The organism is Massilia agilis, from assembly GCF_024756255.1.
GTDB classification, from domain to species: domain Bacteria; phylum Pseudomonadota; class Gammaproteobacteria; order Burkholderiales; family Burkholderiaceae_D; genus Telluria; species Telluria agilis.
This window is the reverse complement of record NZ_JANUHB010000001.1, coordinates 338,639-358,521: the sequence shown is the minus strand read 5'-3', so window position 1 is coordinate 358,521 and position 19,883 is coordinate 338,639. Positions and strand designations below refer to the sequence as shown.

Genomic DNA, 19,883 nt, shown 5'->3' with positions numbered 1-19,883 from the left:
GCCTAAAAAATACCGTGGTGAGTGCTGTGGCTAACGTAGCGTGGGCAGCTCTGCTGCCCACGCGTCCAGCGAACGCTGAAAGAGGGGAAAGGTATTTATTGCGGGCGACGATAAACCATTCCGCCCTTCATCACAAAGCCAACCTTGCGCAGCGCCGCGATGTCGGCCGTCGGGTCGCCGTCAACGGCCACCACGTCGGCCAGCGCACCTTGCTTGAGTGCACCCAGATCCTTGGACTTGTCGAGGATGTTCGCCGCCACCACCGTGGCCGCGCGCAGTGCCTCGGTTGGCGTCATGCCCAGCCGCACCATCCATTCGAGCTCGCGCGCATTGGTGCCGTGCGAGAACACGCCGACATCGCTGCCGTTGCCGATTGTCACGCCCAGCTTGCGCGCCAGCTGGAACGCATGCATCGCCTGCTGCATGCCGGCGGTCGGCGCGCCGCCGCGGGTGTAGTGCTGGAAATACTCGCCGATGGCTTCCGGCGCGGTCAGCGTCGGCACGTAGGCGGTGTGGCGCTCGGCCATCAGCTTGAAGGTGGCTTCGGACGCGCCGTAGCCGTGCTCGATCGTGTCCACGCCGGCCAGCACTGCCATGCGGATCGCCTCGTCGCTGCTGGCGTGCGCCGCCACCTTGCGGCCGGTGTTGTGCGCGGTTGCGACCATCGCCTTCATTTCATCCAGCGTGAAGGTCGGGCGCGTACTGCCGTCGATGCCGGTGCGGTAATCGGCGTAGAACTTGATCCAGTCCGCGCCATGCGAGGATTGCTCGCGCACCGCCTTGACGGCCTCGTCCACGCCGGTTGCTTCCTGGGCGCCGTAGGGCAGCTCCATGTCCGGGCGATAGTTGCGCTCGGCAGGTCCGTAGCTGGCGGTGGCGACGATGGCCTTGGTTGCCACGAACAAGCGCGGGCCGGGCAGCACGCCTTCGTCGATCGCGCGCTTGATGCCCACGTCGGCGTAGCCGGCGCCTTCGGTGCCCAGGTCGCGCAGGGTGGTAAAGCCGGCCTGCAGCGTGTCGGCCGAGTGGCGCGCCGCCAGCATGACGCGGTAGGCGGGCGCTTCCTTGATCACCTGGTCATCCCAGGTGGTTTCGTTGTACGGGTGCAGCAGGACGTGCGAATGCAGGTCGATCAGGCCCGGGATCAGGGTCTTGCCCGGCAGGTTGATGCGCTCGGCGTCAGCCGGGGCTGCCACCTTGTCCGCCGGGCCGACGGCCTGGATGCGGCCTTGCGACACCAGCACCGCCCAGCCCTGGTGCGGCGCGCCTTCGCCGGTCCAGACACGGTCGGCCGTCAGCAGCACCGGATGGGTGTCGGCCGCGTGCGCCGCGCAGGCCAGCAGGGTGAGGGTGGTCAGCGCAAGTTTCTTGGCCCAGGTCCGCATCGTTGTCTTCCCGTAATAGTTATGATCGCGTAATCATAACGGAGGGCAACGTGGGCGTCTGTAATGACGCCAGGCGGCGTGCGGGGATCAGCCGGTGGTCGTGCCGCCGGCGCGGTGCCGCGCCAGGCGCGTATCGACGCGTGGGCAGAATCTGCCCACCCTACGAGATCGCGGGTTGGTCTTACTGCGCGACCCAGCCGCCGTCCATGTTCCAGGCCACGCCGCGCACCTGGTCGCCGGCCGGGCTGCAGAAGAACACGGCCAGCGCACCCAGCTCTTCGGGCGTGACGAACTCGCCGGACGGCTGTTTTTCCGACAGCAGCGCCTTTTTAGCCTGCTCGTTGCTGACGCCGTCGCGCGCGGCGCGGTCGTCCACCTGCTTTTGCACCAGCGGCGTCAGCACCCAGCCCGGGCAGATCGCGTTGCAGGTGATGCCGGTGTGGGCGTTTTCCAGCGCGGTGACCTTGGTCAGGCCGACCACGCCGTGCTTGGCCGCGACATAGGCCGATTTGCCGGCCGAGCCGACCAGGCCGTGCACCGAGGCCACGTTGATGATGCGGCCCCAGTTCTTCTTCTTCATGCCCGGCAGCGCGCAGCGGGTGGTGTGGAAGGTGGAGGACAGGTTGATCGCGATGATCGCATCCCAGCGCTCGACCGGGAAATCCTCGACGTTGGCCACGTACTGGATGCCGGCGTTATTGACCAGCACGTCCACGCCGCCGAACTTCTCTTCGGCGAACTTGATCATGGCCTCGATCTCGGCCGGCTTGGACATGTCGGCGTTGTGGTAAGCCGTTTGTACCCCAAACTCCTGGGCCACGCCGGTGCGCAGCTGCTCGATTTGCTGCGCGTCGCCGAACCCGTTGAACACGATGTTGGCGCCCTGTGCCGCGAGCGAGCGCGCGATGCCCAGGCCAATGCCGGAGGTCGAGCCAGTGACGAGAGCCGTTTTACCGCTTAACATCTTGGAGTTCATGTTGTCCTCTGTTGTGAATGGTGTGATCAGGGGGATGCTTCAGAATTGGTAGAATTCTAATCGCAAAAGCCCGGTAAAATATCGGGCTGCTAACAGCGCAGGAACAAATTTTGTTATCGGGGAGGCCATGAGCGAAGCAAGGATCAAGAGCGTGCTATGCAGTTCGCCCGCAGGCCTGCACCACATGGCCTACAAGGAGTGGGGCGATCCGGCCAACCCGCGCGTGCTGGTGTGCGTGCATGGCGTCACCCGCGTGGCTGACGACTTTGACCACCTGGCGCGCGCCTTGTGCGGCCATTATCGGGTGGTCTGCCCCGACGTGGTCGGGCGCGGCCGCTCGGACCGCCTGCGCGACCCGCAGCACTACACCGTGGCCCAGTACGTGGCCGACATGGTCACCCTGATCGTCCGCGTTACCGCCGGCAGCGCGGACGAGAGCGTCGATTGGTTCGGCACCTCGATGGGCGGCCTGATGGGCATGATGCTGGCGGCGCTCGACGGCACGCCGGTGCGTAAGCTCGTGCTCAACGATATCGGCCCGGTGCTCGACCCGGTGGCGCTGGCGCGCATCGGCGAGTACATTGGCCAGGACCTGCGCTTCCCGAGCTTTGCGCACGGCGCCGCTTTCGTGCGCGAGGTGTCCAGTTCGTTCGGCCCGCACAGCGACGAACAGTGGGACAAGCTGGCCGGTGACGTGCTGCGCCAGGCGCCGGACGGCAGCTGGGTGCGCCACTACGACCTGGCGCTGGCCGAGCCGTTCAAGGCCATCACCCCCGAGGTTGCCAAGGCCGGCGAAGCGGGGCTGTGGGCCGCGTACGACGCGATCCGCTGCCCGACCCTGCTGGTGCGGGGCGAACTGTCTGACCTGCTGTCGCGCGAGACCGCGCAGCAGATGGCCGCGCGCGGCCCCAGGCCGAAGCTGGTCGAGGTTCCCGGGGTGGGCCATGCGCCGACCTTCATGAACGAGGACCAGATCGCCATTGCGCGAGATTTTTTAATTGGCTGAAAAGCCGCTGTATAACGAGAGAATATGGAAATCAAACGACTGCACGTGGGCAAACGCCTGTCCGAAATCGCCATCCACAACGAAACCGTGTACCTGGCCGGCCAAATCGCGGACGACACCGCACAAGGTATCGAAGGCCAGACGCGCGAGGTGCTGGCCAATATCGACCGCCTGCTCAACGAGGCTGGCAGCGACAAGACCTGCATCCTGATGTGCCAGATCTTCATCACCGACATGGCCAATTTCCCGGGCATGAATTCGGTGTGGGACGAATGGGTCGCCCAGGGTCACACGCCGCCGCGCGCCACCGTCGAGGCCAAGCTGGCCAACCCCGCCTGCCTGGTGGAGATCGTCGTCACCGCTGCACTTCGCTGACACGACGATGGTTTCAATCGCCGCGCTAGGCGACGCCACAACCCAGCTGGTCCAGGGCTTGCGCCCCGAGGACGAGGCACGCGTGCGCGCCGCGCTCGACTACGCCGTCGATGCGTACGGCGAGCGCCTGGCCACCACCGGCCAGAACGCGTTCGAGTTTTCGCTCGGCGTGGCGGGCACGCTCGCCTATCTGCGCAGCGATGCGGAGAGCCGCATCGCCGGCCTGCTGTTCGAGCTGGCCCTGATGGAACCGAAGGTCGCGGAAGGGCTGGGCGAACGCTTCGGCCTGGAAGTGGCCGACCTGGTGCTGGGCGTGCACCAGCTGATCCGCCTGCGCGACCTGACCGCTGCCCAGCAGCCGGTCGGGCGCGGCAAGAACGCACAGCAGCAGGCCGTGGCGCAGGTCGAGACCGTGCGCAAGATGCTGCTCGCGATGGCGTCGGACATGCGCGTGGTGCTGGTGCGCCTGGCTTCGTGCGTGACCTCGCTGCGCTACTTCGCCGAGCAGAAGCGCTTCGACGAGGTCACCCGCACCTATGGGCGCGAGGTGCTCGACCTGTACGCGCCGCTCGCCAACCGCCTGGGTATCTGGCAGCTCAAGTGGGAGCTGGAAGACCTGGCATTCCGCTTCATCGAGCCCGAGACCTACAAGCGCATCGCCAAAATGCTCGAAGAGAAGCGCATGGCGCGCGAGGGCTTCGTGCAGGGCTCGATCGACCGGCTGGAGCGCGAGCTCAAGGCGGCCGGCATCAAGGCCGAGGTGACCGGACGGCCCAAGCACATCTACAGCATCTGGAAGAAGATGCGCGGCAAGGAGCTCGATTTCTCCGAGCTGTATGACGTGCGCGCGTTCCGCGTGATCGTGGCGGACGTGAAGACCTGCTACACGGTGCTGAGCATCGTGAACAACATCTGGACCCCGATCCCGAGCGAGTACGACGACTATATCGCGCGGCCCAAGGCGAACGGCTACCAGTCGCTGCACACGGTGGTGACGGCCGAGGACGGGCGGCCGCTGGAAGTGCAGATCCGCACCCAGGAGATGCACAACTTCGCCGAGTACGGCATCGCCGCGCACTGGCGCTACAAGGAAGAGGGCGGCTCCAACTTCAAGAGCCAGAAGTACGACGAGAAGATCGCGTGGCTGCGCCAGCTACTGGCGTGGAAGAACGACGTGGCCGACAACGTGGCCGAGCACGAGGACCAGCAGCGCGAGTGGGTCGAAAAGCTCAAGGCGACCACGCTGGACGACCGCATCTTCGTGCTCACGCCGCAGGCGCGCGTGCTCGAGCTGCCGGTGGGCGCGACGCCGATCGACTTCGCCTACCACCTGCACAGCGAGATCGGCCACCGCTGCCGCGGCGCCAAGATCGACGGCGTGATGGTGCCGCTCAATACGCCGCTCAAGAACGGGCAGACCTGCGAGATCATCACCGCCAAGGGCGCGCCCGGCACCGCCGGCCCGTCGCGCGACTGGCTCAGCCCCGGCTACGCGGCCAGCAACCGCACGCGCACGAAGATCCGCGCGTGGTTCCATGCCGCCGACCAGGCCGCGACGCTGGCGCAGGGACGGGCGCTGGTCGAGAAGTCGCTGCAGCGCGAGGGCAAGACCGCGGTCAACCTGGAAGCGCTGGCGCACAAGCTGGGCTTTGCCAAGCTGGACGACCTGTTCATCGAAGTGGGCAAGGAGAAGTTCAGCCTGCGCCATGTCGAGGCCGCGCTGCACGAGCAGCCCGAAGCCGCGCCCGTGGTCGAGGACACGGCGGTCGTCAACAAGAGCCGCTCGTCGAGCGTGGAGCAGGGCGCCAAGTCGGGCGTGCTGGTGGTCGGCACCGAAGGGCTGATGACCGTGCTGGCCCGCTGCTGCAAGCCGGCGCCGCCGGACCCGATCGTTGGCTTTGTCACGCGCGGCAAGGGCGTGTCCATTCACCGCACCAGCTGCAAGAACTTCCAGGAGATGCGCGCCAAGAATCCGGAGCGCGTGATCCAGACGGAGTGGGGCGAGGCGGGCGTGGACACCGTGTACCCGGTTGACCTGTTCATCATGGCCAGTGACCGCCAGGGCCTGCTGCGCGATATCTCGGAGGTGTTCTCGCGCGAGAAGATCAACGTGATCGGCGTGAACACGCAAAGCTCGAAAGGGCAGGCGCGCATGGTCTTTACCGCCGAAATCGGCTCCACCGGGCAGCTGCAAAAAGCGCTTGGGGCGATCGCCGAGGTGCAGGGTGTGCGGGAGGCGCGGCGGCAATAAGGAGGCGGCATTTACGCACCCCCGTAGCCGTCGTTCCGGCGCAAGCCGGAATCCATGCTAAGTAGTCGTCCACGCGACAGCAGCCCGGGCAAAGGACAGCGCGCCGTCGTCCGCTGACTCGCCGTCTGCCCGTTCCGGTTTCGCTGATTCCCGGCCGGCTTGCTCCAAAAAAATGTATTATTTGTCAATGCGTCGATTACCCACCCTGACCACCAACCCACGCCTGCTCGGCGCGCGCATTGCGCGCTACCTGCGCAGCTGGTGGTACATGATCCACCTGGGCGCCGTCGCGCTGGTGATGTCGTTCACGCCCTCGACCTGGAACCGCGCCAACCGCCTGTCCACGTCGCGCTACATCTACGCCAGCACCTGGAAGGTGCTGCCCTGGTTCACGGTGCTCACCGCGCTGATCGGCCTGGTCGTCATTCGCATCGTGCTCGTCACCGCGCGCAGCTACGGCCTTTCTCAATTCGCGCTGGAGATGGTGGTGCGCGTGCTGGTGCTTGAACTGATTCCGCTGTCGGCGGCGATGTTTGCCGCGCTTCGTTCCAGCATGGCGTTCGATGCCGCCGCCCTTGGTTTGGCGCGCGCCGGCATGCCAACGCAAGTGGCCAGCGAAGAGGCGGTGCGCCAGCTGCGGCGCGACCTGGTGCCGCAGGTGCTTGCCAACGCTTTTTCGGTCCTGAGCCTGGCGATGACCAGCGGGACCATTGTGCTGCTGCTCGCCTACCTGAACGTGTACGGACTGTCGCCGTGGGGCGTGCCGGACTACACGCGCACGGTCGGCCGCATCTTTGACCCGATCGTGAGCATCGGCTTTGCGCTCAAGACCGTCCTGTTCGGCCTTGCCGTCGCGCTGGTGCCCACGGCGGCGATTCTGGAATTGCAGCGCTATCCGCGCCGCCTTGCATCCAACGTGCAGCCCGGCGCGCTGCGGCTGCTGTTCGTGCTGCTGGTGATCGAGGCAGGGTCGCTGGCCATCAAATACATCTGAAAGACCCGAACCATCATGACCGACCACACTCCCGACGAACCAGCCCACGTGGAAGCGAAGGCGGCGATCCTGCTCGTGCTGATGGGCGCGCTGATCGTCGCCTTTGTGCTGTACGTGATGTACGCGCGCGGCGTGTTCGAGCCGACCCAGCGCCTGATCCTCGAGACCGACAACTCCGAGGGCGTGGCCCCTGGCATGGACCTGAGCTTTGCCGGCTTTCCGATCGGGCGGGTGACGCAGGTTGAGCTGTCCAAGGAGGGCAAGGTGCAGATCCTGATCGACGTGCCGCGCAAGGACGCCAAGTGGCTGCGCGTGACGAGCGTGTTCACGCTGGAGCGCAGCCTGGTGGGCGAGACACGGCTGCGCGCCTACAGCGGTGTGCTCACCGACCCGCCACTGCCGCCCAACTCCACGCGCGCGGTGCTGCGCGGCGACGTGAGCGAACAGATTCCGCGGATGGTCGCGAGTGCGCGCGAGCTGCTCGAGAATCTCGTCAACATGACGTCGCCCGGGTCGCACATCGACACCACGCTGGCGAACGTGGATACCGTCACCGGCCGCATGGCGGGGCGCTACGGCATCCTTGGCAGCGCGCTTGGTGGTGATGCGGAAGCGAAGAAGATGCTGCAAACGCTCGACCGCGTCAATGCGTTGATCGCCAAGGCGGACCAACGCGTGTTCGGCAAAAACGGCGTGATGGACGACACGCAAGGCGCGATCCGCCAGCTTAACGGCGTGTTGTTGGATGCGCGGACCACGCTGCAGAAAGTGGATGCGGTGCTGGTGGAGGCGCAGGGCGTGGCCGCCAATGCACGCAGCGCCACCAGCGACCTGGGGCCGCTGCGCGGCGAAGTCGAGGCCAGCCTGCGCAAGGTGAACCGGCTGGTTGACGAGATCAACCGCAAGTGGCCGTTCGCACACGAAACGGAGATCAAGCTGCCATGATGAAGATGCGACTTTTGGCTTTGCTGCTGCTGGCCGGTTGTGTCAGCAAACCCGTGCCGCCGTCGTGGCAGACCAACGCGCATGATGCGATTGGGGCGTTTACGGATGCCTATCTGTCCGGCGACACGCGCGTTGCCGATGCGGAGTTTGGCCGTGCGCGGCTGGCGGCGTCCAGTACGGGCAGGGCCGACGAAGTGGCCCAGGTTGAACTGGTGCGCTGCGCGGCGCAGGCTGCCAGCCTTGTGTTCGAAAGCTGCCCCGGCTTTGCTGCGCTGGCTGCGGACGCGACGGCCGCGCAAAACGCCTACGCGGCCTATCTCGACGGGCGCTGGCAGGGCCTGAAACCGGAGTTGTTGCCGGAGCAGCATGCGGCGGTGGTGCGCGGCGGCCAGATCGCGGAGGTCAAGGATCCGCTCGCGCGGCTGGTGGCAGCAGGGGCGGCGTTCAAGGCACAGCGGCTGGCGCCGGAGGGCATCAACGTCGCGGTGGATGCGGCATCAGGGCAGGGCTGGCGGAGGCCGCTGCTGACGTGGCTTGGCGTTGCGGCCAAGCGGGCAGAAGCCGTTGGGGATGCCGCTCAGCTGGACAGGATCCGGCGCAGGATAGCGCTGGCGTCAACGGAGCCGCTGCCCGCCGCGCACAAGTGAACATCGTGTGCCAGGAGCCTTCGCTCTTGGCTATTGCCGGCTGAAGTTTTGAATCGTCGCTATCAGTGTCGCGCCACAACTCGTTTTATGGCCGTCATAGGCCACGGCGATCCCGTCAATGGTGTGGGTCTGGTCGCCCTCGACAATTGTGCAGTTGTCGTGGCCGGGAATAGGACAGCTGCAGACATCGCCAACGCGTGCGACAGCGATACCATCAACCGTGAAATGGTTCGCGGTCACGCTGACGACCTTGCCTCCATGCGACGTGGAGTCGCCCAAACGGATCACATTAGGCATCGCTCATCCCTTTTTCGCTGAGTCTTCGTCGTGACCGCCTTCGGCGGAACCATTGCGCGCGTCGTTTGAGGAGGTGTCTTTGGGGGCGACTTGAGCGAGCTTCGGCGGGGCCTCGCCGTATTCAACAAGCTGCCACACCGTCGCTCGTCGGTAACTTGGCCGTTCGCCCCTGAGCTTTTGCCAGATCGAGGGCTCGCCGGCTAACACCACATGGGGCATCTGTTGTCCGGCCTGGAAATGCTGGCGTGCGCCACCTTCTGTTCCGTCTGGCTCGCTTGGCTGCCACCAGCCTGTTTGCGGGCACACGCGGCCGGTTGCGGCGAGTTCTCCGAGTGGGCGGAGCGGTGGCGTGTCAGCTTGGCGGGTCTTTACCGCCGTTCCGCTTGTCGGTCGAACCCGGATTGTGCTGGTGATTTTGTCCCATACTGCGACGGCTTCTTCATCTGTCAGGCTGGGCTTGATCGCCCCCGCGAGGTTGTCGGCAACGCCTGTCTGCATTTGTATTTCGGCGTACGGCTTCAGCGGGTCCGACGGTACACCCCTGAAGTCCATCGCGAAATCGTGTATGCCGTGTACTTCGGCCTGTTCCGGGGAATGCGACAGCGCTTCAAAGCCGTTCAGCCATTCATGGATCTGACGTGGCCCTCTGCGAAGCATCTTGGTCTTCAGCAGCGGATTGTTGGGATCCTGGGCTTTTTGGTTCTTCTCAAGCCGATCGAGTCGCCACTCAAGAGAGTTGCTCTTCGTATAGTTGGGATTCGACGGTCCGACAAAAATCGACAGGTGAGTGTCGGGAAACTCTTTCAACCGGAATCCGATACGAATGAGTTCCGCAGGTTTCTCTTTGGCTGCGGGATCGTCAGGCAAGAAGGCGTGTGCAATACAGTTCCCAGGCTCGGTGGGGATATCGGTTTCAGCGCGAGTCTGCAGGCGCCGGGCGATACTCTTCATGAGCGCTACAGTTTCGTCTTGATCCTCTCTTAACGGCCGCGCATCGATGAAAACTCCATCATTGTTCAAACTGAAGTAGCCCTTGATTTTAAGTCCATTAATTGACTGGAAATCCTCATACCCAACAATGATTCTGCCTCTCGGCTGAGCCACGTCGTCAATTGATAACAGCAAGGGCACGTCGCCGTGATTAATCGCCTTCTCGCTCTTTAGCTCGTCAATGAACTTTCTTGAGAGGTCTTGTACTTTATCGATGCCGTTCGGAAAGATGCTTATCCCAAGCGAAACATCAGTCTCACCCCATGCAACGGTCGTTGAGGATGGCACATCGAGCATGAAACGTCCAAAGCATACAGTCTTGGTCTTTTGAAACAGGGCCTGCAGGCGTGGCGTGAGTGGGGTCATGTTCGGCGCCTTCCATTCCTTGTGGGTGTGATCGCAGCCGGTTGCAATAAAGAATGCCACTGCGGCAGATATAATCCGAAGATGTCTATACGCGGCCATAAAGGTTCCTTTCAGCATTTCCATCTGGCCTGCTGAGCAATGCGAACGATGCTGTATAGAGTCGAATCGATGGCGCGACGATTTTTGTAGCTTGACTGGTGCTCATATCCGATCTGGCGAAAGATCCCCCTGAAAGAGCCACTTTGAAGCTGGTAATCGGCAGATTTGGCGGGAACGGTCTGATCGCCGATTGCCGACGGGGGAAGGATAGTGGCACATATCGGGTCAGGTACCTCAAAATCGGTTATGGGTTTGAACGTCTTGACGTTACGACCTAATAGATCCCACCGGACGAGCTCGACCTTTCCTTGCAGAGTGTCGCTAAGAATTGGCCAATCTCGCCAACCAGTTGGGTCAGCGCAATTGTCGTTGATTTCCCACACCACTTCCCCGTAGCTCGGCCGCGCTTGATCGGCGCCATAGTGTGCATAACTGTTGGGGTGAAACGTGTGGGCGATCTCGCGGTGGAAGCTTTGTGCCTTATCGAGGTATTCATGGGTCCTTGCGCGTGTTCCGCCGCCGCGATGAGGAGGTAGCCCTGCAGGGTTAATCCATTTTTCCTGTAACATGGAGTACCACTTCCCGCCCACCTTGTAGATTTCACTGTAGGGATCGCCCTGTTTCGGCCAAGCATCCAGATCTCGACCGTTATGCCTGACACGAAGCCAACCATTTCCGTAAGATTCCGTGGGTAGCAATTCAAGCCCCCCTTGAGCATTGGCCAACACTGCTGTTACCTCGTCGCCGCAATTGCCCGCGACTTTGGCTCCGATGCTTGCTTCGACGCCGGACATCATTCCGTAGTCCTCGAACCCGGCCCTCATGCGCCTGTATGCTGCCGGAGCGCCGATAGCAGGCATCACTCCATGAACGATCCCCAGAACCTTGTCCTGCAAGTTGCCGTACTTGGGATGAACCAATGCGCGCCCGACCAGGCCGCCCATAGAGTGGGTGACGACGATCACCTGATTGCACTCATACCCCGACTGGTTAAGATCGTTCATCAATCGATTAATTCGACGGGCGACGATCTTTGCGCTGTCACCGTTGGATTGGAGCCAATTGTAGCCAAAGGCGTACACTGCAAACCAACAGCCGGAAGCAACCTTTCTAATGTCGTCCTCGGTCAACGGGTGTTGAGGCAGGCTGCGATCTGCCCTCCAAGAAAGGTGTGGATCGACACCGACAACATCGCGCCACTCGGGCCGCAGCTTTCCATCGGAGAATGTATTATTCAACCGCGATTCGAGATGCTGTAATAACTCGCCGTAGCTTTTGAAGTAGACCTCTCCCCAGCCTCTCGCGCTAGCCTTTTGAACCGCGGTATGACCGTTTGGTAATGCCGACGGGTCATCCGTTAACGTAGGTGATTGGAAGCCCTTGGCGAGCGTTACGTTCGAGTGCCGCACGTCACCACTCACATCGGACGGACCAGTGGGATCGTAAATGTCCACAGTCGTTTGCATCGGATCTAGCCTTAGCTGACGTGTTGAAGCACTGTCATTCGAGGCACTGCCTATGTTCGTTGGCCCGAGAATGTCCGGCCTCCACGCTATATTGTCGCTTTGATGGAGCTCTTCTTGTCGCTGCGCGCTCATGCGCAAGTTCGATCCCATGATCCCGGGCAGGAAAATGATTGGCAGGACGCGCGTAGGAAGAAACCTGGCGCATTGCGGCCTTTTGTCCTGCTGGGGTGTCGCGAAGCCGTCGGCTTTGCGTGCGGCGCCTTGGTTTTGTTGCGCGGGCAGGGGATATTCGCGAGTCGTCATTCTATTGGGCGAGAAATCAATGGGAGGTATCAATCGTCAAGTGCTTCAATTGTGTAGTGACCAAAAGGAATTTCCGTCCTAAAGCGCTCGGTTCGCCCAGTTTCATCGGTGCGCCCTTCGAAAGTGCGTCCATCCTCTGTCTTGATGCGATAGCGCTGATTCTTCATGGGCTCGTCCGTTCCGACCCAACGCAGAACGGTCTGCTGATCGTGAGCCAGCTCGCTCTTGGGTAGCGTCACACCCGGCGGGCTGCCGCTTCCTGGGCCAACGTGCGCAAACTTTGCCGACTTGATGGTGTGATCGCCGCTGCTTTGCTGCGTGATCGCGCCACCGCCAATGTCCACCTGGGCGCCCTTGGCAACGAAACGCACCTTCGGCGCCTGCAGCACTATTTCGTCGTTGGCGGTCAGCACAATCTTTTTCGCGGAGGTCAGCTCGATATCGTCGCTATGCGCCTGCATCTCCACCTTCCCGCTGGCCGCGACCAGTTTGATGCCGAGCCGGTGCGCAAACAGGCTGATGCTTTCGCCAGCGCGCGCAAGCAGTCTTCTGCCAACCGACAGCTGCGTATTGCCAATGCTGACCATATCGACATGGGTCTGCGCGCCGATCGCGATGTTGTCCTGGCTGGCGATTGCGGCGCCGGCAGGCGCGGACAGCGCGACAATCGGTTGGCCGCCGATACCTGTGCCGCCGCTTTCGGTATTGCTGCCGGCTTCCCACTGCTTCAGGTAACCGATCAATTGCTTGAGTTCCTTATCGTCGGTGTCATCAGCGTGGTGCGTTGCCGCCAGTTGGGCCAATTGCTGCTGCACACCTTGCAGGGCCTCCGCCAACCCGATCAGTTCCGCACGATCGAGTTGTTTGCCGCTGGCGGCTTGCCGAGCCGCAGCACTGATCAGAACGCCTTGCGCGCCCCGAACCACAACAGCCTGGTCGCTGCGCAGCTCGGCACCTTCGCCGCGTGGATCGCCCTGGCCGTCGCGCCGCGGGTGGGTGAGCCAGCCAAGATTCAGTTCGCTATGGCCGTGCTCCGAAGACAGCTGCGCGTTGATCTGCCCGGGCGTGTCGTCCAGTCGAAGCTGGTTGTAGCGCGTACCTTGTATTTCCTTGCTCTTGATGCCGGCGAGGTACTTGTTTCCAGGCAGTGTTCCGATGTGGCTGAACGAAGGCGGGCGAGCGGCGCCGCCATAGACCCCTGCCACGATGATTGGCTTGTCCGGATCGCCGCCCAGGAAATCGACAATGACTTCGTCGCCTACGCGGGGCAGGGTAATCGCACCCCACTGACTGCTGGCCCAGTTGCTGGCGACACGCACCCAGGCGGAGTCGCGGTCGCTGTCGCTGGCGCCCGCTCCCTGTGCGTGGCTGTGATCTTCTGGCCGGGTGCCCAGAAAGCGCACCTTGATGCGGCCATATTCGTCGCAATGTACTTCTTCGCCAGCCGGTCCGACCACGATCGCGCTTTGCAGCTGCGGGCGGGGCAAGTCAACACGGGGATCGAATGCAGGAACGATCGGGATGCCGCGGCGAACGCACGCAAAGCGATTGGTATAGCGCATGCCGCGTTCTTCGCTTGCCTGCTGCAGCGCGTTACCGGACTGCTTGTCATCCCACCTGTTCAGCGCAAACAGCCGCTTGATCTTGTCATCAACGGTTTTGGGCAGGTTGTTTTCCGCATCTACCTCGAGCCGTGTGACGACGAACTGGCGCTCGTCCTCGGGATGGGTGTCGATCTCGTGGTGCCCGGAGAGGGCAACCCACTGTCCCACGCACAACGCGCGCACGCTGCCTTCACCGTAAAAGCACTTGGATTCGTACTCGTGACGCTGCATGCGCAATTCGCCGAGTTTCCGGTAATCGTCCCCGTTGTCGCCGGCGTGGGGTACGTCCACCAGATAGTCATCCAGACTGAATGCGAACTGGTTGCCCGTGATTCCCTGGTCAACAAGAGAGGACGCCTGGCTTGTCATGGGCCGGGCATGCATGTAATCCCAGCTTTGGCGGTTGACGCAGCCGGGTTTCAGTGTACGTACAGGACTCCACTTGGTGATGGTGTCTCGTTGCTCGGTGCCGTCGTCGCGGTGATAGCGCACGGTGCCGGCCGCATTTCGCTGCAATCTTGAGGCGTCGTCGAAAAGCACCAGGGCATGCCCGGGTATGTCCTTGCTTTGCAATTGGCTGGCTTGCCCGGGCCGGATGAACCAGGCGATGCCCCGCCGTTTCCACAAACGGCAGAGAAAGGCAGCATCGGACTCGTTGTGCTGCAGCGTAAAGCCGCGCGCTGGATACGTGCCAGCGATCAAAGACCAATCCACCTCGAAGGATCTGGCCAGCACAGGATTTTTTTTGCGCCACTCGTTCAGAATGACCTCGGTAATGTCGAGTTCATTTTGATTGCGGAAGACGCGGGTATTGGTGCGCAGTTCCATCAGCGCCAGCGCATCGCGTACCACCAGTTCGTAGGTCGCCAAGCCCCCATCGCTTTGGCCGGCTGCGGCCTGCGCCACAATGCCACAGACCGCGCGTAGTTCGCCGCGATCCGTCACAAACTGGAGTTCAACGGGTAGTGCGATGAAGTCCTTCAGCGGGAGATCGGCGCGCGGCGACACGCACAGGAGCCGGTATTCCAGTCCGCCGCACAGCTTTTCGTTCCCGGTCACGCGTTTCACCAGCAAGACGTCGTCGAGCACTTGCCGCTCTTGCGACATGCGCAAACGAATTGGCCGATTCGCTTCGGTAAAAATCCCGTACACCTCGTTCAGGGCTCTCAGGTCCATCCGAATTCCCCCGGCAGATCAAGAAAGAACAGCCAGCAGTTCCAGCTTCAGTTCCTTGATCCCGGACGGCACATAGATCGAGATCGACTGCGCCTGCAGCATGCGCTCGTACATCTGGCCTTTGGTGTCGAGCAGGAAGTAGCTGGTGTCTGGCCGAACGGGTACTGCGGCGGGCAACTGCGGCGCATATTGCAGGCGCACGCCGGGCAGGGCGGAGAGCACGCACTTTTCGACGTCGTCCGGTGCGCCGACCTTGAACCGGCGCGGCACTGCTTCCACCAGTTCCAGTGCCGGCATGTCGGCCGACACGGCGATGTAGAACGCTGTCTTTTCGTCGATCTTTCCGGAATCGAGCTTGCCCAGGTGGTAGGACGGCCGCGTCTCGGCCAGCACGATCGCGAAGTATTTGGACGAGATCACCGTGTCCAGCAGTTCGCGGATGATCAGGTGCAGCTTGGTGAACGATGCGCCAGGATCAGCATGCTGGTAGGCCGGCAGATCGGATAGTTGCCAGCTCTTCGAGAACGTCATCAGCTCCCCGGCAATGCCAAGCAGCTGCTCAAACAGCCGCTCCGGATGCATCGCCGGCTGGTTGACGTAATGCCTCAGCCGGGCACAGGCGGCGCTGGCCGTATGCAGCAGCCAGAACGAGGACATGTCGCCCGAACGGAATTCGATGACGTTGCGGCTGGGCTCGCGCTGGTGCCCGTACAGCGCGCTGACCTTGGCCTGCAGCGCGTCGAGCAGGCGGCGCAGCTGCAGGAACAGCGGTTGGGCCGCACCAATGGACACGCAAGGTGGCACGAAGGCGCCGTCGAGCTCAAACCCGCCGGACGCCGCACGCCGCAGCCGGAGCAACGGAAAGCAAGTGTAGGAATCGCGCGGTTCGAATTCGGATACCAGCCGTATGGCACGTTTGAGGTAAGCCAGGTGAATGGATGCAGCTTGCGTGTACAAGTCCGGCGTTTCCTCGCTTGCCTGCACAAAGCGCATTGCGTTCGATGGTTGCCCCGGCTGGGCGAAATTTCCGCTGAACGGTTTCAGGCCGGGCAGGGCGGCGTAGAAGGTGACAGTTTGATGTTGCGGCGGCAGCAGTGCGAGGTCCACCGACTCGGGCAGGTCGTCCGCCTCGGGTGCTTCGACCAGCTCGCCGTCCTGGAAGCGCAACGACAGCTGGAGCACTCGGAGCACGTTGCTGGCGAGCGCATCGCGGTCCACCTTCAACTGCTCGACGCCCCAAGCATACGGATTGATCGTGCTGATGCTCTTGTGCAGCCGGTGCTCGTGATACTGGTCCTGGCGCTGGAAGTGCTGGGGCCGCAACAACAGGCCCTCGCCCCAGAGTACTTTGCAGGTCATTTTGCCGGCCCTCCTGTCTTGTTTTTTCTATTTGTTGATTGAGCGTCAGATTCGAACCATAACGTTTCCGCCGTGCCTTTTGCACACCAACAATGGCCATTGTTGCGGTCGGTCAAAGTGAGTGTGCACCCCGGCCGCACTGCCTGTTTTTTTGCGTAAGGCTGTGCAAAGATGCGAGCTTGTGTCAGCGAGGAGAGGTGCCAATGAAGGGGTACACGCCTGGATTGTTCGACCGCCTGCTGGGCGTGCCGGTCCGTGGTGCCGGCGGGGGCAGCGTGTCGCGCCTGTCGGTCGAAGACCTGAAGGAAGCTGTCGCGCGCGACCTCGAGGCGCTGCTGAACACGCGCTCGGCACTGCCGGAAGATCTGCTCAACGGCTACCCGGAGTGCAGCGATTCGATCATCACCTACGGGCTGACGGATTTCGCGGCCCGCTCCCTGTCCAGTCCGGCCGACCGCGCCTACATCTGCAGCTGCATCGAGCAGGCCATCACGCGGCACGAGCCGCGGCTGCGCAAGGTCCGCGCCTTGCTCGAAGTGCGCGAGGAGTCGGTGAACCGGCTCACCTTTTCCATCTCCGCCATGCTGGTGGCCAGGGCCTCGGAAGAGCCGGTCCAGTTCGACGCCGTGCTGCACCCGTCCACCTTGCATTACAGCATCACCAGGGCGGCCCGGGCGGCGGCAGAGGGAGCCTGAGCGTGGAGCAACTCCTACCGTATTACGAGCGGGAACTGGGCTACCTGCGCCACGATCTGCGCGAGTTTGCGGAGCGCTATCCCAAGATCGCGGGGCGCCTCCTGATCAGTGGCGAGGTCTGCGAAGACCCGCATATCGAACGCATGATCGAGTCGTTCGGGCTGCTCAACGCGCGCATCGCGAAGCGGCTCGACGACGATTACCCCGAATTCACCGAAGCGCTGTTCGAGGTGCTCTATCCGCACTACCTGCGGCCGTTCCCCTCGTGCTCGATCGCGCGCATGGAGCGCGATCCGGCCAGCAAACAGGCGGCGGCTGGCGTCATTCCACGCGGCACACAACTGAATACGCTGGCAGTACGTGGCACCGCCTGCATCTTCCGCACCGTGTATCCGGTTACGGTGGCGCCGCTCGCACTCACTGATGCATCATTCGCGCCGATCATCGACACGCCCGAAGCGATCCAGGCGCCGGCCGGGGCAACTTCGAGCGTGAGCCTGACCATCGCCTGCACTGAACAGCTCGCCCTGTCACAACTGGGCATGTCGCAGCTTCGGGTGTTCATCGACGGCGAGCCTTCGTTCTGCGCTGCGCTGCGTGACGCGCTCTTCATGCGTACCCTGGCGGCTTACGCCGAGGCCGACGGTTGCGGACGCTGGGTCCAATTGCCCGCGATTCCGGTGCGCAGCGCGGGCTTTGACGACAATGAGTCACTGATCGACTTTCCCGCGCGTTCGCACGCCGCGTATCGGCTGCTGGCCGAGTATTTCTGCTTTCCGGAAAAGTTCAATTTTTTCGACATCGACCTGGCCGCGCTCACCGCGACGATGCCACCTGGCACTCGCAGGATGACCCTGCACCTGGCGCTCGCCGGCATGCGCGCCGATTCGAATACCGCCCGCATCTTGGGTTCACTCTCGAGCAACAACCTCCTGCTGTACTGTACGCCTGTCGTGAACCTGTTCCAGCGGTGTGGCGAGCCTATCCGGCTGACCCACGCCACCGCGAGCTATCCGGTGCTGGGCGATGCACGCCGCGCCTTTGCCTTCGAGGTCTATTCGATCGATTCCGTGAACCTGGTGCGCCAGACGCTGCAAGGCGAAACGGTGGTGGCGTTCTCGCCGTTTTATTCGCTCAAGCACGGACAAACGCCGGAACAACATGGCCATTACTGGGCGATGCGGCGCGACGATGTGATGGCCGAGAAGAGTCCGGGCCACGAAACACAGATCTCGATCGTCGATATCGACTTCGACCCTGCCGAAGTGGAAACGCACACGCTCAACGTCGAGCTCACCTGCACCAATCGCGACCTGCCGACAGCGCTCGCGTACGGCCAGCCTGGGGGCGACCTGTTCCTCGAGGGATTTGGCCTCAAGCGTATCAACTTCCTGCGCAAGCCCACCCCTTCCTGCCGCTTCGAGCGCGGCCGCGGCGCGCACTGGCGCCTGATTTCGCACCTGGCGCTGAACCACCTGTCGCTCAGCGACGGCGGGGCGGACGCCTTGCGCGAGATGCTGTCGATGTACGACCTGACCGGCTCGCCGTGGTCGCAGCGCCAGATCGGCGGCATCGTGGCCGTGTCGCAACAGCCAGCAACGGCCTGGCTGCCCGGAAACCCGTTCGCCTGCCTGGTGCGCGGCGTGCAAGTGCGCATGACGATCGAGGAGGAGGCGTTTGTCGGCAGCGGCATCTACGCGTTTGCCCATGTGATCGAGCGCTTCCTGGCGCTGTATGTGCACGCCAACAGTTTTACCCAACTGGTCCTCCTGTCCGCCAAAAGCGGGGAAGAATTATTGAAATGTGCGCCACGCAGCGGCGATTTGAACCTGCTGTAATCGAACGGCTGTTCACCGAGCCGTACCGCTTCGACTATTTCCAGGCGGTGCGGCTGCTTGAGTTATGGCTGCGGCGCCGCGGCTTGCCCGACCGTGACCTGGTGCCGCGCTTCTTGCGCTTCAAGAACTCAACCTCCCTCAATTTTCCCGCCAGCCAGCTCGAGGCGATCGAGACCGAACCGCGCGGCCTGGGGCGCGATCCCGGCTCGCTGGACGCGGCCGTGCGGGCGCGCACGCTGCGGTACGTGCGCATCACGCCTGCCTTCATGGGATTGTTGAGTGGGAATGGTGCCTTGCCGGTCCATTACACCGAGCGCATCGCCGAGCACGAGGTGGTCCAGCGCGAAGAGGGGCCCCGCGTCTTCCTGGATGTGTTTTCGAACCGCTCGCTGGCGATGTTTTACGAGGCGTGGCGCAAGTACCGGCTCCCGTTCAAGTACCAGCTGACCGGCAAGGACGAGTTCCTGCCTTTGCTGCTTGCGCTGGCCGGGCTGGGCCATGAGGCGCTGCGCAAGCGCCTTGCCGGGCCGGAGGATGGCACGGTGCGCGACGAAACACTCGCCTACTTTGCCGCGGCCATCCGGCACCGGCCCACGTCGGCATTGCAATTGGCTCGCGTGCTGTCCGAGTACTTTGGCAAGCCGGTGCAGGCCGAGCAGTTCATCGGCAGCTGGTACGAGGTGCCACTGGCGCAGCAGACCGTGCTCGGCAGCATGGATGCGGTGCTCGGCGCGGGCGCGATGGCGGGCGCCCGCGTCTGGCAGCGCCACTTACGTCTGCGCCTGGTGATCGGCCCGCTCGACGCCGCCGGCTTCAGCGCGTTTCTTCCCGGCGGGCAGGCCGCGCGCGCGCTGCGTAGCCTGCTCGCGTTGTTCACCGGCGTCTCGCTCGAATACGAGATCGAACTTGTGTTGCGCGCTGCAGATGTTCGGCCCGTGTCGCTGGCTGATGGCAGCCTCGGGCGCCTTGGCTGGGATGCGTTCATGGTGTCTGGTCCGCAGGCTGGCGACCGCAACGACGTTTGCTATCTGATGCACGCCGTGTAGACCGAACTTGCAGCTGTCATCCTGGCGAATGCCGGGATCCATCGACAGCCTGCAAATTCGCATAG

At 63.0% G+C, this 19,883-nt stretch carries 16 protein-coding genes; 9 read left to right on the top strand and 7 right to left on the bottom strand.

Going from position 1 to position 19,883, the window contains the following annotated elements; genetic code table 11:
* Positions 1–95: 95 nt before the first annotated feature.
* Both NX774_RS01570 and NX774_RS01565 read right to left on the bottom strand, forming a co-directional pair.
* Positions 96–1,385 (bottom strand): amidohydrolase family protein, encoded by a 1,290-nt coding sequence (locus NX774_RS01570; protein WP_258820392.1) that lies wholly within the window; start codon positions 1,383–1,385, stop codon positions 96–98.
* Positions 1,386–1,566: 181 nt separating this feature from the next.
* On the bottom strand, positions 1,567–2,361 hold the full coding sequence (locus NX774_RS01565) for a 3-hydroxybutyrate dehydrogenase (protein ID WP_258820391.1): 795 nt from the start codon (positions 2,359–2,361) through the stop codon (positions 1,567–1,569).
* Positions 2,362–2,488: 127 nt separating this feature from the next.
* Between NX774_RS01565 and NX774_RS01560 the strand changes: the two genes are divergently transcribed.
* From NX774_RS01560 to NX774_RS01535, 6 genes are all read left to right on the top strand, one after another.
* Positions 2,489–3,367: an alpha/beta fold hydrolase gene (locus NX774_RS01560; protein WP_258820390.1), complete on the top strand. Its 879-nt coding sequence runs from the start codon at positions 2,489–2,491 to the stop codon at positions 3,365–3,367.
* A 24-nt stretch (positions 3,368–3,391) separates the two neighbouring features.
* Complete coding sequence (locus NX774_RS01555) at positions 3,392–3,742, top strand: RidA family protein (RefSeq protein ID WP_258820389.1); 351 nt, start codon at positions 3,392–3,394, stop codon at positions 3,740–3,742.
* 7 nt (positions 3,743–3,749) lie between these two features.
* Positions 3,750–5,993 carry a RelA/SpoT family protein gene (locus NX774_RS01550; protein ID WP_258820388.1) on the top strand — a complete coding sequence of 748 codons (2,244 nt, stop codon included), beginning with the start codon at positions 3,750–3,752 and terminating at the stop codon, positions 5,991–5,993.
* Between the two features lie 187 nt (positions 5,994–6,180).
* A complete protein-coding gene (locus NX774_RS01545; RefSeq protein WP_258820387.1) occupies positions 6,181–6,987 on the top strand; it encodes an MlaE family ABC transporter permease in 807 nt (268 codons plus the stop codon).
* 15 nt (positions 6,988–7,002) lie between these two features.
* Positions 7,003–7,932: an MlaD family protein gene (locus NX774_RS01540; RefSeq protein ID WP_258820386.1), complete on the top strand. Its 930-nt coding sequence runs from the start codon at positions 7,003–7,005 to the stop codon at positions 7,930–7,932.
* Positions 7,929–8,579, top strand: a complete 651-nt coding sequence (locus NX774_RS01535) for a hypothetical protein (RefSeq protein WP_258820385.1) — start codon at positions 7,929–7,931, stop codon at positions 8,577–8,579. Before NX774_RS01540 ends, NX774_RS01535 begins: the two co-directional genes overlap by 4 nt.
* Before the next feature lie 30 nt (positions 8,580–8,609).
* Here NX774_RS01535 and NX774_RS01530 read toward each other — a convergent pair whose 3' ends face one another.
* The 5 genes from NX774_RS01530 to tssK are packed head-to-tail and all read right to left on the bottom strand — an operon-like array spanning position 8,610 to position 16,239.
* Complete coding sequence (locus NX774_RS01530; protein WP_258820384.1) at positions 8,610–8,876, bottom strand: PAAR domain-containing protein; 267 nt, start codon at positions 8,874–8,876, stop codon at positions 8,610–8,612.
* 3 nt (positions 8,877–8,879) lie between these two features.
* Positions 8,880–10,355 carry a T6SS immunity protein Tli4 family protein gene (locus tag NX774_RS01525; protein ID WP_258820383.1) on the bottom strand — a complete coding sequence of 492 codons (1,476 nt, stop codon included), beginning with the start codon at positions 10,353–10,355 and terminating at the stop codon, positions 8,880–8,882.
* The gene (locus NX774_RS01520; protein WP_258820382.1) at positions 10,343–12,100 is read right to left on the bottom strand and encodes an esterase/lipase family protein; all 1,758 of its coding nucleotides are present in this window, start codon (positions 12,098–12,100) and stop codon (positions 10,343–10,345) included. Before NX774_RS01520 ends, NX774_RS01525 begins: the two co-directional genes overlap by 13 nt.
* A gap of 29 nt (positions 12,101–12,129) precedes the next feature.
* The gene (locus NX774_RS01515; RefSeq protein ID WP_258820381.1) at positions 12,130–14,880 is read right to left on the bottom strand and encodes a type VI secretion system Vgr family protein; all 2,751 of its coding nucleotides are present in this window, start codon (positions 14,878–14,880) and stop codon (positions 12,130–12,132) included.
* Positions 14,881–14,898: 18 nt separating this feature from the next.
* A complete protein-coding gene (gene tssK / locus NX774_RS01510; RefSeq protein ID WP_258820380.1) occupies positions 14,899–16,239 on the bottom strand; it encodes a type VI secretion system baseplate subunit TssK in 1,341 nt (446 codons plus the stop codon).
* A gap of 203 nt (positions 16,240–16,442) precedes the next feature.
* Between tssK and tssE the strand changes: the two genes are divergently transcribed.
* Genes tssE through tssG form a run of 3 tightly spaced genes read left to right on the top strand, consistent with a single transcriptional unit; the run spans position 16,443 to position 19,818 of the window.
* The gene (gene tssE / locus NX774_RS01505) at positions 16,443–16,934 is read left to right on the top strand and encodes a type VI secretion system baseplate subunit TssE (RefSeq protein WP_258820379.1); all 492 of its coding nucleotides are present in this window, start codon (positions 16,443–16,445) and stop codon (positions 16,932–16,934) included.
* A gap of 2 nt (positions 16,935–16,936) precedes the next feature.
* Positions 16,937–18,772, top strand: coding sequence for a type VI secretion system baseplate subunit TssF (gene tssF, locus NX774_RS01500; protein ID WP_258820378.1), 1,836 nt, complete (start codon positions 16,937–16,939; stop codon positions 18,770–18,772).
* A complete protein-coding gene (gene tssG, locus NX774_RS01495) occupies positions 18,736–19,818 on the top strand; it encodes a type VI secretion system baseplate subunit TssG (protein ID WP_258820377.1) in 1,083 nt (360 codons plus the stop codon). Before tssF ends, tssG begins: the two co-directional genes overlap by 37 nt.
* Positions 19,819–19,883: the final 65 nt, after the last annotated feature.